The 14572-nt window shown below is 72.8% G+C and carries 14 protein-coding genes; 3 read left to right on the forward strand and 11 right to left on the reverse strand.

Annotated elements, in window-relative coordinates; genetic code table 11:
* Positions 1–15: 15 nt before the first annotated feature.
* From DEI96_RS12535 to DEI96_RS12550, 4 genes are all read right to left on the reverse strand, one after another.
* Positions 16–1131 (reverse strand): heparan-alpha-glucosaminide N-acetyltransferase domain-containing protein, encoded by a 1116-nt coding sequence (locus DEI96_RS12535; protein ID WP_111022241.1) that lies wholly within the window; start codon positions 1129–1131, stop codon positions 16–18.
* 5 nt (positions 1132–1136) lie between these two features.
* A complete protein-coding gene (locus tag DEI96_RS12540; protein WP_111022240.1) occupies positions 1137–2510 on the reverse strand; it encodes an FAD-dependent oxidoreductase in 1374 nt (457 codons plus the stop codon).
* Between the two features lie 83 nt (positions 2511–2593).
* Positions 2594–3670, reverse strand: a complete 1077-nt coding sequence (locus DEI96_RS12545; protein ID WP_111022239.1) for a polyprenyl synthetase family protein — start codon at positions 3668–3670, stop codon at positions 2594–2596.
* A 31-nt stretch (positions 3671–3701) separates the two neighbouring features.
* Entirely contained in the window at positions 3702–4493 is a 792-nt protein-coding gene (locus DEI96_RS12550) for a demethylmenaquinone methyltransferase (RefSeq protein ID WP_071406309.1), read from the reverse strand.
* 86 nt (positions 4494–4579) lie between these two features.
* On the opposite strand from DEI96_RS12550, the gene DEI96_RS12555 reads away from it, so the two are divergent.
* Positions 4580–5839 carry an isochorismate synthase gene (locus DEI96_RS12555; RefSeq protein ID WP_111022238.1) on the forward strand — a complete coding sequence of 420 codons (1260 nt, stop codon included), beginning with the start codon at positions 4580–4582 and terminating at the stop codon, positions 5837–5839.
* A gap of 84 nt (positions 5840–5923) precedes the next feature.
* Here the strand turns inward: DEI96_RS12555 and menD are convergent, their stop codons facing one another.
* Both menD and DEI96_RS12565 read right to left on the reverse strand, forming a co-directional pair.
* Positions 5924–7672 carry a 2-succinyl-5-enolpyruvyl-6-hydroxy-3-cyclohexene-1-carboxylic-acid synthase gene (menD, locus tag DEI96_RS12560; protein ID WP_111022361.1) on the reverse strand — a complete coding sequence of 583 codons (1749 nt, stop codon included), beginning with the start codon at positions 7670–7672 and terminating at the stop codon, positions 5924–5926.
* On the reverse strand, positions 7665–8024 hold the full coding sequence (locus DEI96_RS12565) for a PLDc N-terminal domain-containing protein (protein ID WP_071406307.1): 360 nt from the start codon (positions 8022–8024) through the stop codon (positions 7665–7667). The genes menD and DEI96_RS12565 overlap by 8 nt, the downstream gene beginning before the upstream one ends.
* 65 nt (positions 8025–8089) lie before the next feature.
* Here DEI96_RS12565 and DEI96_RS12570 point away from each other — a divergent pair, with 65 nt between their 5' ends.
* A complete protein-coding gene (locus tag DEI96_RS12570) occupies positions 8090–8425 on the forward strand; it encodes a DUF4229 domain-containing protein (protein WP_111022237.1) in 336 nt (111 codons plus the stop codon).
* A 46-nt stretch (positions 8426–8471) separates the two neighbouring features.
* Here the strand turns inward: DEI96_RS12570 and DEI96_RS12575 are convergent, their stop codons facing one another.
* From DEI96_RS12575 to DEI96_RS12590, 4 genes are read right to left on the reverse strand one after another with little or no spacing between them, the layout of a single operon-like run.
* Entirely contained in the window at positions 8472–9473 is a 1002-nt protein-coding gene (locus tag DEI96_RS12575) for a 1,4-dihydroxy-2-naphthoate polyprenyltransferase (protein WP_071406305.1), read from the reverse strand.
* Between the two features lie 40 nt (positions 9474–9513).
* Positions 9514–10653, reverse strand: coding sequence for an AMP-binding protein (locus tag DEI96_RS12580; protein WP_111022236.1), 1140 nt, complete (start codon positions 10651–10653; stop codon positions 9514–9516).
* Positions 10653–11582: a 1,4-dihydroxy-2-naphthoyl-CoA synthase gene (locus tag DEI96_RS12585; protein WP_071406303.1), complete on the reverse strand. Its 930-nt coding sequence runs from the start codon at positions 11580–11582 to the stop codon at positions 10653–10655. The genes DEI96_RS12580 and DEI96_RS12585 overlap by 1 nt, the downstream gene beginning before the upstream one ends.
* Before the next feature lie 31 nt (positions 11583–11613).
* Positions 11614–11958: a hypothetical protein gene (locus DEI96_RS12590; RefSeq protein WP_111022235.1), complete on the reverse strand. Its 345-nt coding sequence runs from the start codon at positions 11956–11958 to the stop codon at positions 11614–11616.
* Positions 11959–12278: 320 nt separating this feature from the next.
* On the opposite strand from DEI96_RS12590, the gene DEI96_RS12595 reads away from it, so the two are divergent.
* Positions 12279–13271, forward strand: coding sequence for an o-succinylbenzoate synthase (locus DEI96_RS12595; RefSeq protein WP_111022234.1), 993 nt, complete (start codon positions 12279–12281; stop codon positions 13269–13271).
* A 276-nt stretch (positions 13272–13547) separates the two neighbouring features.
* On the opposite strand, the gene ccsB is transcribed toward DEI96_RS12595, so the two are convergent.
* The gene (ccsB, locus tag DEI96_RS12600; RefSeq protein ID WP_111022360.1) at positions 13548–14567 is read right to left on the reverse strand and encodes a c-type cytochrome biogenesis protein CcsB; all 1020 of its coding nucleotides are present in this window, start codon (positions 14565–14567) and stop codon (positions 13548–13550) included.
* Positions 14568–14572: the final 5 nt, after the last annotated feature.

Raw genomic sequence — 14572 nt, forward strand, 5'->3', positions numbered from 1 at the left:
GTCCGCCAGGTGCGCTCAGCGCATCGGGACGAGGGACGCCAGGGCCCCGACCACCCGCTCGAGCGGGCCGCGGCCGAGGAACCGCCGCCACAGCATCGCGAAGGCCACCGAGCCGAGGGCGAACCAGCCCCAGGCCTCGACCGACTCGGGGTACGTCGGCAGCATCGCGATGACCACGAGGTGCCCCGAGTACACCGTCAGCGGCATCGACCCCACGGCCGCCAGGGGGAACGCGATCCGCTCGGCGAGGCGCCCGCGGCCGTCGAACACGAGCAGGCAGAGGGCGATCACGGCGACCGCCACCCCGGCCGTCCCCACCACGTCGACGACCGACGACGAGTGGTCGCGCGGGGACAGGAACAGCTGCGCAAGGGCCTGGCCGGGGGTCGAGCCCTCGCCCGCGTACGGGACCCCGGGGAACGCCAGGGCCGCGTCGTCGGGCAGCGGGGCGAGGACCGACCCGGCGACGTACGCGGTGGCGGCGACCAGTGCGCCGGACGCCAGGAGCGCGACCTGCCGGCCACGGTCCTCCAGGCCGACCCGGGCGACCGCGAGCCCCACCAGGACGTACGCCAGGAAGGTGACCACGGGGTAGACCAGGCCGAGCTGGACGCCGATCATGCCGGCGTCCGCGTAGGCCGGCGCGATCGTCAGCGCGGCGAGCGGCGACAGCACCGCGCAGAGCGCGGCGATGCCGAGCAGCGCCGCCGGTCGGACGCGGAGCACCGGGACCACCAGCAGGAACAGCACCCCGTAGGTCGGCAGGATCACGTACACGGGGGTGTCGAGCGCCATCAGGGCAAACCCGACGACGACGACCACCACAGCGCGGATCGCGAGCCGGGCACGGATGCGGCCGATGGTGGGCGGGCCGGGCGGGTCGGTGCGGCCGCTCGTCAGACCGATCGAGACGCCGGCGAGGACAGCGAACAGCGTGGACGGGCGCCCGTGGGCGACGGCGGTCCAGGTGGCCGGGTCGGTCCAGTCGAGCTGCTCCGCGATGCCACCGATGTGTGCGGCCATCATGCCGAGCAGCGCGACCGCACGGGCCACGTCGACGCCCTGCAGCCGCATCCCCGACGCGGACGCGCCCCGCACCGCTGTCGGCGGGACGGGGCGCGTGTCGGTCATGGTCGTCAGCTCGTCGGGGTGTCGACGCGTCCGAGCGAGACCTCGATCATCTCGTCGCGCGGCACGACCTTGATGCGCTCGCGCCCGTCGACCGCACCGAGCGCCTGCTCGTGGGTGTCGAGGTGGTGCCAGCCCTCGAGGTCGGTGTACTCGACACCGCGCTCGCGGAGCAGGGCCGGGATCGCCTCGTCGGAAGGGTCCTCCGGGGTCCACCAGCTCGCCTGGTCGTTGACGATGTGCTGGACGGTCTCCATCGCGTCGGACTTCGTGTGCCCGATGAGCCCGACCGGACCGCGCTTGATCCAGCCGGTGGCGTACACGCCGGGGATCTGCTGGTTGTCGTCGTCGAGGACCTGGCCCTCGTGGTTCGGGATGACACCGTGCCGCTCGTCGAACGGCACATCGGGGAGCGGGGAACCGAAGTACCCGACCGCGCGGTAGGCGGCCTGGATCGGGATCTCGCGGATCTCGCCGGTGCCCTCGACGCCGCCCTCGCCGTTCGGACGGGTGCGCTCGTAGCGGATGGCGGTCAGCTTGCCCTGCTCGTCGCCGACGAACTCGATCGGCTTCGCGTAGAAGTGCAGGTGGAGCCGGCGGCTGGCCTGGCCGACCTCGCGCGTGCGCCACTGCTCGAGGACACGGTTGATCACCATGACCTGCTTGTTCGTCGCGATCGCGGTCTTCGACGCCTCGTCGTGGTCGAAGTCCTCGTCGTAGACCACCATGTCGACGTCACGGACCTCACCGAGCTCGCGGAGCTCGAGCGGCGTGAACTTCACCTGCGCCGGACCACGGCGGCCGAAGACGTGCACGTCCGTCACTGGCGACGCCTTGAGGCCCTCGTAGACGTTCGCGGGGATCTCGGTCGGCAGCAGGTCGTCGGCGTGCTTCGCCAGGATGCGGGAGACGTCGAGGGCGACGTTGCCGACGCCGATGACCGCGACGCTCTCGGCGTTCAGGGGCCAGGTGCGCGGGACGTCGGGGTGGCCGTCGAACCAGCTCACGAACTCGGCGGCGCCGTACGAGCCGTCGAGGTCGACACCGGGGATGTCGAGGTCGGCGTCCTTGATCGCACCGGTCGAGAACACGACCGCGTTGTAGTGCTTCTTGAGGTCCTCGAGGGTGATGTCCTCGCCGTAGCGGACGTTGCCGAACAGCCGGACGACACCGCGGTCGAGGACGTCACGCAGGGCGTTGATGATGCCCTTGATGCGCGGGTGGTCGGGGGCGACGCCGTACCGGACCAGACCGTAGGGCGCGGGGAGCTGCTCGAACAGGTCGATCGACACGTCGTAGCCGTGGGCCTCGCGCAGCAGGATGTCCGCGGCGTAGATGCCGGCCGGGCCGGCGCCGACGATGGCGAGTCGGAGGGTGGGCACTGATCGTCTCCAGTTCGTTCGGGTGGGGGTTCCCGGGGGACCTCCCGACCGGGCCGCAGCGCGTGCGCCGTCGGGAGGGGTGTTCAGCGGCTTCGGTCGACGACGGAGTCCGCGAAGCGGGTGAGTGCCCGTTTCACGGTGCCGTCGGGGAGCGGGGCGAGGGCGGCGACGGCTTCGCGGGCCCAGGCGACGGCGACGGCGCGGGTCGCCGCGGTGGCCTCGTGCTCGCGGAGCGCGGCGACGGCCGACTGGTACGGCGCGGATTCGACCACGTCGTCGGGTGCACCGTTGACGTCGCGCTCGATGCGCTCGACCAGGTGCTGCGCGGAGGGGTCGGTCGCGGCCATCCGGCGCAGCTGCAGGACCGGCAGGGTGTCGACGCCGGCACGCAGGTCGTTGCCGGCGATCTTGCCCGTCTTGTCCGTCGCGGGGGCGAGGTCGATGACGTCGTCGACGAGCTGGAAGGCGACGCCGACCTTCTCGCCGAAGGTGCCGACGGCGTCGAGGTAGGCGCGGTCGGCACCGGAGAACATCACGCCGGCACGGGCGGCGGTGGCGATGAGCGAACCGGTCTTGTCGCTGAGCACCTGGATGTAGTGCTCGAGTGGGTCGTCGTCCGGCTGCGGCCCCGTGGTCTCGTGCAGCTGCCCCATGCAGAGACGCTGGAAGGTCTCGGCCTGCATCCGGATGCCCTCGGTGCCGAGGTCGGCGGTGATCAGGCTGGCGCGGGCGAAGAGCAGGTCGCCGGTGAGGATCGCCACGTTGTTGCCGTAGGTGATCTGCGCGGCGGGGACCCCACGGCGGACGGGCGCTTCGTCCATGACGTCGTCGTGGTACAGGGATGCCAGGTGCGTGGTCTCGATGCTCACCGCGGCCTTGACCACGGCGTCGGTCACGCCGTCACCGAGCTGGGCGATGAGGAGCGTCAGGGTCGGACGGATGCGCTTGCCACCGGCGGACAGCAGGTACCGGCTGGTGGTGTCGGCCAGGGTGTCGGTGGAGCGCATGGCGTCCTCGAGCCCCTGCTCGACGAGTTCGAGCCCGTCGTCGACCGCGGAGATGAAGCGTCGGTCGGCGGGCGTGGCGAACAACCGCTCGCCGATGCCCAGCGATGCGCGCAGGCTCGGCGCGCGACGTGCGACCGGGACGCTCGGATTCAAGTGCTGCTCCGTCTTCGGGGGTGGTGACCGGTCAGTCGGCGGCCGGGTCGACGCGCGGCTGCTCGCCGGTGTTCTGGTGGTCACGGCGGGCCTTCGCACGCCGTGCCGCGGACTCGCGCACCGTGTCGGCGACGGGCTTGCGGCCACGGTGCAGTGCGACGATACCGGCCGTCAGGTTGCGGTAGGCGACCACCGAGAAGCCGACACCGCGGAGCCACTGGGTGAGCACCTGCTGGTCGGGCCACGCGTCGATCGACTCGGCGAGGTAGCGGTAGGCGGCCGGGTTGCTGCTCGAGAGCCGCGCGATGCCCGGGAGCACGCGCTTCAGGTAGGTGCCGTAGCCGAGGCGCAGCAGGGCGCGGGGCGGCGTCGAGAACTCACAGATGACGACGCGGCCACCGGGCTTCAGGACGCGCAGCATCTCGGCGAGCGCCTGCTTCGGGTCGTTCACGTTGCGCAGCCCGAACGAGATCGTGACGGCGTCGAACGTGTCGTCGTCGAAGGGCAGCTGCTCGGCATTGCCCTCGACGAAGGTGATCTCGGGGTGGCGTTCGCGGCCGACGGCGATCATGCCGGCGGACAGGTCGAGCGCGGTGACCTCGGCGCCCTTCTTGGCGAAGGCCGCTGCGCTGGTCCCGGTGCCCGCGGCGATGTCGAGGACCTTCTCGCCGGGCTGCGGGTCGACCGCGCGGACCGTGGCGACACGCCACAGCGGGGCGTTGCCCGCCGACAGGATGTCGTTCGTGAGGTCGTACTTGGCCGCGACGTCGTCGAACATCGCCGCCACCTCGTCCGGGCGCTTGTTCAGGTCCGCTCTGCTCACACGATCAATCCTAGAGGTCCCGACCGAGCGTTCACCGGACTCGCAGCCACCCGGGCGGTGCGGGATCGGCGCGTAGCATCGGAGCCGTGACCCGAACCACCACGGCGGCGCCCCCGCTGACGGTCTCGACCCGGATCCTCGACGACCCGGGCGCCGTCCTCCGCCACACGCTCCGCGACCGTCCCCTCGCCTTCGTCCGGAACGGCGACGGCATCGTCGGCATCGGTGAGGCGCTCCGGTTCACGTTCACCGGCCCCGACCGGATGCGGGACGCCGCGGCCCTCTGGCGCAGCATCGTCGAGACCGCCGTCGTCGACGACCCGGTGCAGCTGCGCGGTTCGGGGCTCGTCGCGTTCGGGTCGTTCGCCTTCGCCGACGACTCCGCCGACGAGAGCGTGCTCATCGTGCCCCGGGTGGTCCTCGGTCGGCGTCGCGGCAAGGCCTGGCTGACCGCGATCGACACCACGCTCGGCGCGGAGCCCCTGGCCTTCACCCGGACCTCGGTCCCGGTCCCCCACGTCGGGCCGCACGTGTCCGTCGCGCTGCGTCCCGGGCACATCGACGAGGACACCTACGCCGCCAACGTGACCGAGGCGGTCCGCCGCATCGTGGCCGGGGATGCCCGCAAGGTGGTGCTCGCCCGCGACCTCGTCGGCACGCTGCCGCCGGGAGCCGATCGACGGGCGGTCCTGCTCGACCTCGCGACCGCCTACCCGCAGTGCGTGACCTTCGCGGTGGACGGACTGGTCGGCGCCACCCCCGAGACCCTCGCCCGCACCGACGGCACGCGGTTGACCGCACGGGTGCTCGCCGGCAGCGCCGCCCGGGGCACCGACGAGGTGTCCGACCGGGCCGCCGCCGAGGCCCTGGCCAGCAGCGCCAAGGACGTCGAGGAGCACACCTTCGCGATCGACAGTCTGCTCGCGGCCCTCGCCCCGCTCGCGACGGACCTGCGCGCCGACGCCGAACCGTTCCGGCTGCAGCTGCCGAACCTGTGGCACCTGGCGACCGACGTGCAGGCCACGCTGCCGCCCGACACCACGTCGCTGGACGTCGCCGACGCCCTGCACCCGACGGCCGCGGTCGCCGGGACCCCGACGGACGTGGCCGTACGGCTCGTCGCCGAGCTCGAGGGCGTCGACCGCGGCCGCTACGCCGGGCCGGTCGGGTGGATGAGCGCGACGGGCGACGGCGAGTGGATGCTCGCGCTCCGCAGCGCCCGGATCGACGACGACGGCACCGTCCGGGCCTGGGCAGGTGCCGGGATCGTGGCCGGCTCGGAGCCGGCGCGCGAGGTCGCCGAGACGGCGCTGAAGTTCCGGCCGATCACCGACGCGCTGGCCTGAGGCAGGCGCGCGACCCACGCGGTCGCGGGATCCACGTGGTCGCGCGACCCTCGCGGTCGCGCGGTCCCGACAGCCGCTGGCCGGTCAGTCGGCCAGCGGGACCTCGATCACGACCCGCTCGGCTGGGTCGGTGAGCACCCGCTCCAGGTCACCCCACGTCGCCGCCCGGCGGTACTCCCACCCGAGGCCCGTGACGACCCGTTCGACGTCGACGTGCTGCGGGGACGACATCATCCGCCGCATGTCGGCTTCGGGCGTGGTCTTCGCCACCTCGAGCCCGCGGAAGATCGCGCCGCCGTGGTCGTTGCCGACGACGACCTGCACCCGGTGGGTACGTTCCTCGGTCCCGGTGACGAAGGCTCCGAGGTCGTGCAGCAGCGTCAGGTCGCCGAGGAGCACGCGTGTGGTGCCGACGGAGGCCGAGGACTGTTCGAGCGCCGCGGCGATGCCGAGCGCGGTCGAGACGGTGCCGTCGATGCCGGCGAGCCCGCGGTTCGCGTGCACCCGGATCTTCTTGCCGAGCACCTGGGCGTCGGCTTCGCGGATGAGCTGCGACGCTCCGAGGACCAGCCGGTCGTGCGGCCAGGTCACGCCCCAGACGGCCTCGGCGAGCATGGCCCGGTCGACGGGTCGGCGACGGAGCGCGACCTCGTCACGCAGGAACTTGTTCCGCTCGGCGCGGTCGGCGGAGCGCTTGGCGTCGAGGTCCGGGCCGGCGTCGCCGTCCCCCAGTATCCGGCGGCTGGCGCCGACCCAGCGGCCGACCCACGCGCGGTGCTCCGGCCGGGGCCGCCCCGTCACGCGGACGTCGGACACGAAGGTGGTCGCGGCGTCCGGTCGGGAGGAACGGGCCGGGTCGAAGGGGTCGGCCGCCGGTCCCCGGACGACGATCGTCTCGACCCCGTCGCGCTGCAGGAGCGCGGGGACCTCTCTGCTGAGGGTCGGGTGGCCGAGCACGACGGCTCGGCGGACGGCGCCGCCGTGGTCCGCGTCGCGCAGGAGTTCGCGGTAGGCGACGACCAGGTTGCGGCCGAAGCGCGCGCCACTCGAGACCTCGGCGAGGAGCGGCGCCCCGAGTTCCCAGGCGATCCGCTCGGCGTCCTCGCCGGCATCGTGCCCGGCGATGACAACGGTGGCCGGTTCGTCGTCCGGGGTGAGTTCGGCGACCGGCAGACCCGTGTGCGCCCGGCGGGTCGCGAACGCCAGGTCGACCTCGTCCTCGGGCACGGGGCTGACGTGCTCCGGGGCGAGTCCGGCGGACAGCGGCTCGCGGAACGCGACGTTGAGCTGCACGGGACCGGGCTGTCCGGTGTGCCCGGCTGCCGCGGCGACGGCTTGGCGGGCGAGGGTGCGCAGGGTGTCGCGGACCGAGGCGTCGACGCCGTGCGCCGACGGGGCCTCGACGTCGCGGACGAAGGCGACGGCCTGGCCGAAGATCCCCGGTTGGACGGTGGTCTGGTTGCTGCCGATGCCGCGCAGTTCGTCGGGACGGTCGGCACTCAGCACGATCATCGGCACGCCGGAGTGGTGCGCCTCGAGCACGGCGGGGTGCAGGTTCGCCACCGCGGTGCCCGACGTCGTCACCACCGCTGCCGGTCGGTGCGTCTCGACCGCGAGCCCGAGTGCGAAGAACCCGGCGGTCCGTTCGTCGAGGCGCACGTGCACGGTCAGCCCGCCGGCGCGCTCGAGGGCGACCGCCGCGAGTGCGAGCGCCTGGGAACGCGAACCGGGGCTCACCACGACGTCGGTGACGCCGGCACGCACGAGTTCCTGCAGGAGGGCGAGCGCGGTGTCCGTCGCCGGGCTGCCCGAACCGGCGGGGCCGTCAGCGATCGGTGCGGCCGTCGTCGTCGCGCTCGTGGAACTGGTCTTCGAGGTCTCGGAGGGTCGCGTCGTCCTGGTCCTTGTCCGTGAGGGTGGTGCCCGGCTCCGGCGTGGTGCCGAGGAAGTCCGGGTCGTCTTCGGGTCCACGGTACCGGGCCGAAGCGCCGGGGTCGGCGGCCGGGGTGCGACCGAGCAGGAACCAGAGGACGCCGCCCAGGACGGGCAGGATGATCACGAGCAGCAGCCACACGCCGCGACGCAGGGAACGGACGCGCTGCCGGGGCATCGTGCCGCAGTCGATGGCCGCGTACACCGTGAAGGCGACGGCGGCCACGGCGACGATCAACCACAAGCGGACCATGCGGTGAAGTCTAGGTCGCGACCCTGTGATGCCCCTGCCGGTCGGCGCTTCCGTAGACTCACCGTGTGAAAGCGTGGCTCCTGTACACCCTGGCTCGGCTCGGCATCTTCGTGGTGGCGCTCGTGCTCCTCCTGCTCCTGACGCCGATGCCGTGGTACTGGGCGACGATCGTGGCCGCCCTGGTGGGCCTGCTCATCTCGTACATCGCACTGTCCGGACTGCGCACGCAGGTGGCCCTGAGCCTGGCGAACCGCCGCGGCACCCCGGAGCGGGACGCCGACTCGGACTTCGAGGACGACTTCGTCGACGCCGCCGACTCCGACGCCGCGGCCACCCCGACCGTCCGTCCGGTGTCCGACGCCGACCGGCACGAAGCGCGCCGGGACAACGACGCCGACTGATCAGACGGAGCCGGGGCGGGGCCGTCCGGTCGAGCAGCCGGAACGGCTACGGCTGGACGGCCAGGGTGATCCCGAGCACCACGCCGAAGGCGAGCGAAGCGAACGACGAGAGCTGCAGGGCCGTGATGAGCTCGCGGGGCTTCCGCGACGACACCCCGATCGCCAGTGCCGGCAGCGCCAGCAGCAGCGAGAAGTACGTGAAGCCCGTGCGGAAGTACAGCAGCACGAACCAGAGCAGCACGACGTACGGCAGCATCAGGAACAGGCCGTACAGGACGCGGGCCACCGGACGACCGACGACCACGGCGAGCGTGCGCTTGCCCGCCAGCTGGTCCTCGTCGATGTCGCGGATGTTGTTCACCATCAGGACCGCGCAGGCGAAGAACCCGGCGGCCACCGCGGCTGCCCAGCCGCTGACCGTGACCTCGCGGATCTGCACGAACTGGGTGCCGAGCACGGCGACCAGCCCGAAGAACACGAAGACGAAGACCTCGCCGAGTGCGTTGTACCCGTACGGCTTCTTGCCCCCGGTGTAGAACCAGGCGGCGACGATGGCGGCGGCTCCCACGAGCAGCAGCCACCACAGCTGGGTGAGCAGCACGATGACCAGGCCGGCGACCGCGGCCAGGCCGAAGAACGTCAGGGCGACGGTGAGCACGGTCCGTGGCTTGGCCAGACCGGCTCCGGTGAGTCGTGCCGGGCCGACGCGGTACTCGTCGGTGCCGCGGACCCCGTCGGAGTAGTCGTTGCTGTAGTTGACACCGATCTGCAGGAACAGTGCCACGGCCAGGGCGAGCAGCGCGACGGCGAGGTGGCCGTCCTTCGCCAGGTAGTCGCCGAAGTCGCCGGGCTCCCCGCTGTCGACGAACGCGACGGCGGTGCCGAGCACGACCGGGACGACACCGAGGGTCAGGGTGCGCAGGCGTGCGCCGCCGATCCAGTCGCGCGCGGTCGCCTTCCGCTTGGTGCGGGCGGGGGCAGCGGCCTTCGCCGGGTTGCCGGACCGGCCCTGCTTCTGCGTCGAGTTCTTCGTTCGTGCCACGAGCACCGATCATATTGCCGATGCGCCGCCCGGCGGCTCGCGGTCCCTACGGGCGGCCCGGGTCGACGAGCGCCTGCACGGCCCGCCGGTCGGGCTTGCCCGACGACAGCATCGGGATCCGGTCCAACACGACGACGTCCGCCGGCCGGGCGGCACGGCCCAGGGTGGCCCCGACGTGCGAACGCAGGGCATCGAGGTCGAGCGGCTGCTCGGTGACGACGACCGGGACCTCGCCCCACTCCCCTGCCGAGCGCCGGGCGACGACAGCGGTCTCCTGCCCGGGGAGCCCGCGGACGAGCCGTTCGACCGCACCGAGCTGGACCTTCTCGCCGCCGGAGATCACCACGTCGTCGAGGCGTCCGAGCACGCGGACCACGCCGTCGGACAGGGACGCCGTGTCCCCGGTCCGGTACCAGCGCAGCCCGTCCCGTTCGACGAAGGCCGACGCCGTGCGGGCGTCGTCGTCCAGGTACCCCTCGGCGAGCATCGGCCCGGCCAGGTGCAGCTCGCCGTCGACCAGCGCGGTGCGCACGGTCCCGAACGGGACGCCGTCGTACACGCAGCCGCCGCTCGTCTCGCTCGCGCCGTACGTCGTCACGACCCGGACCCCGGCGTCGCGCGCACGCTGCCGGAGCGGCGCCGGGGTGGCCTGCCCGCCGACCAGGACCGCGTCGAACCGGGCGAGCGCTCGGGTGGCGTCGGGGTCGTCGAGGACCCGGGCGAGCTGCACCGGCACCAGCGAGGTGTAGCGACGCGGCGCGGCCGGACCGGTGACGAGCCGTTCGGCCGCCGCGGTGAACGCGGCGGCCGCGAAGTGCCCGGGCGGCACGACGACGGGTTCGGTGCCCGCGGTGATCGAACGGGTCAGGACGTTGATGCCGGCGATGTAGTGCGTCGGCAGCGCGAGCACCCAGCGCCCGGGCCCACCGAGTGCCGCGTCCGCCGCGGCGGCACCGGCGAGGAGTGCCTCGGACGAGAGCGCCACGCGCTTGCCGGTGCCGGTGGACCCGCTCGTCTCGACCACCAGGGCGACCGCCTGCCGGACCTCGGCCGGAGGTGGCGTCGGCAGCGCCGGTGCCCCTTCGGCGACGGGGAGCAGTGCGGGGCCGCCGGCGAGTGCTGCCTCCAGGCCGCGCAGCACGGCCGCCGGGTCCGACGTACCGGTCGCGACCAGCGAACGGGGCATCAGTAGTGCCAGGGGAACGCGGTCCACTCGGGAGCGCGCTTCTCGAGGAACGAGTCGCGGCCCTCGACGGCCTCGTCGGTGCCGTAGGCGAGCCGCGTCGCCTCGCCCGCGAACACCTGCTGGCCGACCATGCCGTCGTCCACGGCGTTGAACGCGTACTTGAGCATCCGGATCGCCGTCGGGGACTTTCCGAGCACGATCTCGCCCCAGCGGATCGCCTCGCGCTCCAGGTCGGCGTGCGGTACGACGGCGTTCACCGCACCCATCTCGTACGCGCGCTGGGCGGAGTACTCCTGGGCGAGGAAGAAGACCTCGCGGGCGAACTTCTGCCCGATCTGCTTGGCGTAGTAGGCACTGCCGTAGCCGCCGTCGAACGAGCCGACGTCGGCGTCGGTCTGCTTGAACTTCCCGTGCTCGGCGCTCGCGATGGTGAGGTCACAGATCGCGTGCAGGGAGTGCCCACCGCCCGCGGCCCAGCCGGGGACGACCGCGATGACGACCTTGGGCATCATCCGGATCAGCCGCTGGACCTCGAGGATGTGCAGCCGCCCCATCGACGCCTGGGCGGCCGCGGGGTCCACACCCTCGGGCGGGGCTCCCTCGTCGCCGACGTACTGGTAGCCGCTCCGCCCCCGGATGCGCTGGTCGCCGCCGGAGCAGAACGCCCACCCGCCGTCCTTCGGGCTCGGGCCGTTGCCGGTGAGCAGCACGACGCCGACACGGGGGTCCTGCCGCGCGTCGTCGAGGGCGCGGTAGAGCTCGTCGACCGTGCGCGGGCGGAAGGCGTTGCGGACCTCGGGACGGTCGAAGGCGACCCGGACGATGCCCTTGGAGACGTGCTTGTGGTACGTGATGTCGGTGAACTGCTCCGCGATCGGAGCGGTGGTCCAGACGTCGGGGTCGAACAGGTCGGAGACGGGAGCAGCCATGGTCCCAACGTACCGCCGGGCGTCCGGCGGGTCAGGCGCCCATGTCGGTCAGGATCTCCGGCGCGACGAACACCATGATCACGATGAGGATCACGGGGTTCGCGAAGAACGCCAGGACGACCCCGACGGCGCCGTACCAGCGTCCGAACGAGCCGACGGCGGCGACGAACCCGAGCACGGCGGCGATGAGCGTCAGGAACACGACGACGAAGCAGATCCCGAAGGCGAAGTTCGTGTCACCGCCCATGAACACGGCGAAGGCGCTGGCGTCCACCGCTGCGGACACCACGGCCAGGCCGAGGGCGATCTTGCCGACGACCGGGTTGCGGCGCTTCGTGCCGCCCGCCTGCCGGACGTCGACGGTGTTGCGCTGCATGAGGCGGGCGAAGTCATCGGAGTCGCGCCCGGGAGCCGCCGCGGATCGAGCGCCCGCTGCCGGGCGGGTCGCCGCCGAGGGTCGCGCTGCAGCTGCCGGACGAGTCGAGGCCGCCGGGCGTGCTGCTCCGGCGCTCGACGGGTCGGACGGGCGCTGCGATGCACGCTGCTGTGCTGCGCGCTGCCGCGGATCCACCGCCACCGAGCCTCCCTCGTTCCGGGTCGTTCCCCTCGCCGACCGAGGCCGACCGATGCATGCTAGTGCCCTGCCCTGGCGGTCCCCTCCGAGGAACCGGCAGGCCCCCTGGGTGCGGTGGGAGGATGGCGGACGTGCTCCCCGACCTCGCCGACCTCCTCGCCGACGCCCACGTGGTGGCCCTGCCGATGCGCGTGCGGTTCCGCGGCATCACCACGCGCGAGGCGGTCGTGCTGCGCGGACCCGCAGGCTGGACCGAGTTCTCGCCGTTCGTCGAGTACGACGACGCTGAGGCCGCCGCCTGGCTACGGGCCACCGTCGACTTCGGGTGGACGGGCCACGAACCCGCCGCCGACTCCGTGCCGGTCAACGCCACCGTCCCGGCGATCGCCGCCGACGACGTCGCCGATCTGCTCGCCCGGTACCCCGGCTGCACGACGGCCAAGGTCAAGGTCGCCGAACCCGGAACGACCGTCGACGACGACGTCGCCCGGGTCGCCGCCGTCCGCCGGGTGATGGGGCCCGAGGCCGCGGTCCGGGTCGACGCCAACGGGCTGTGGAGCGTCGAGCAGGCCGCCGTGGCACTCGAGCGGCTCGCGCCGTTCGACCTGCAGTACGCCGAGCAGCCCTGCGCGACGGTGCCCGAGCTCGCGGAGCTCCGGTCGCGGATCGCCGGCCTCGGCGTCCGGATCGCGGCGGACGAGAGCGTCCGGAAGGCGAGCGACCCCCTCGCCGTCGCCCGGGCCGGTGCCGCCGACGTCCTGGTCGTGAAGGCCCAGCCGCTCGGGGGGATCACCGCGGCCCGTGCCGTCGTCGCCGACGCCGGGCTGCCGTGCGTCGTCTCCAGTGCGCTCGACACCTCGGTCGGGCTCGGCATGGGAGCGTTCCTGGCCGCCGCCGCGATGACGCCCGGGTACGCCGCCGGGCTCGGGACGGCCGCCATCTTCGCCGGGGACGTCACGGCCGATCCGCTGCTGCCGGTCGGCGGTCGGGTGCCGGTGCGCCGCGTCGACGTCGCTGCGGAGCTGGTCGAGCGGTACGCCGCGTCGCCGGAGCGCACGGCGTGGTGGCGCGAGCGGGTGGCCCGTGTGCACGCACTGGTCGCAGCCGCCGGGTAGCGCGTCCGCCGCTCGGTCGGGTCCGTCGAGGGTGTACGACACGCCACTCGCGTTCGCCGAGGTCTCCCGTTCCGTCGTTCGGACGGCCCCGGAACGACGGTTCGTGCGACCACGCCGCTCCGCACACGGCATGTCGTGACCGCTGGCGGGGTCCGCCGGACCGGTCGCGGCTCTCGACGCACCCCGGACGACGGACGGGAGGCACGGTGCCAGCTGGCACCGTGCCTCCCGTCCGGTCGTGGTCGCGACCAGGGCCGCGTCAGCGACCCGTGCGGCTCACAGACCCGAGTAGCTGTGCAGGCCCTTGAAGAAGACGTTCACGACCGAGAAGTTGAACATCACCGCGGCGAAGCCGATGAGGGCCAGCCAGGACGACCGCGCACCGCGCCAGCCGCGGGTCGCACGGGCGTGGATGTAGCCCGCGTAGATGACCCAGATGATGAAGGTCCAGACCTCTTTCGTGTCCCAGCCCCAGTAGCGGCCCCAGGCGCGCTCGGCCCAGATCGCACCGGCGATGAGCGTGAATGTCCAGAGGACGAAGCCGACGAGGAGGACGCGGTAGGTCAGGACCTCGAGCCGGTCGGCGTCGGGCAGCGTCGCCATGAAGCGGAGCTTGCCGGTGGCCGTGCGGCCCTGGCGGTACGTCTGCACGAGCTGCGCCACCGCGAGCCCCGCGCCGAGCGCGAAGAACCCGGTGCCGGCGATCGCCACGAACACGTGGATGACCAGCCAGTACGACTGCAGGGCCGGCTGCAGCGGGACGACGGGGACCCAGTAGTTCACGGTCGCGATGCCGAGCAGGATGATCGTCAGGCCCGTGATGAAGACACCGAGGAACTTCAGGTTCTGCCAGAACTGCACGAGCAGGAAGATCAGAGTGATCAGCGCCGTGCCGGTCAGCGAGAACTCGAACATGTTGCCCCACGGCACACGGTCGGCCGCGATGCCGCGGAGGACGACCGAGGCGACGTGCAGGACGAGCGCGAGGATCGTCATCGCCATGCCGACGCGCTCGAACTTCGTGCCGCGGCCGGCCGAACCGCCCGACGGCGGTGCGGCGACCTGCTCGAGCACGACGGTGCCGCCGCGGACGGTCGCGACCGTCTTCGCGCCGGGTGCTGCCGCAGCGCTGGCCGCGTCGGCCGAGCTGTCGTCGGCACCCGCGTTCTTCGCGGCGGCCGTGACGTCGCCGGAGCGTTTGGCCATGTCGAGGGCGAACGAGATGAACGCGACCACGTACACCGCCATCGCGGAGTACGTGAGCACGACCGAGTAGGTCGCGAGGTTCGTGGTCATGTCGT

The organism is Curtobacterium sp. MCLR17_031 (assembly GCF_003234775.2).
GTDB classification, from domain to species: domain Bacteria; phylum Actinomycetota; class Actinomycetes; order Actinomycetales; family Microbacteriaceae; genus Curtobacterium; species Curtobacterium flaccumfaciens.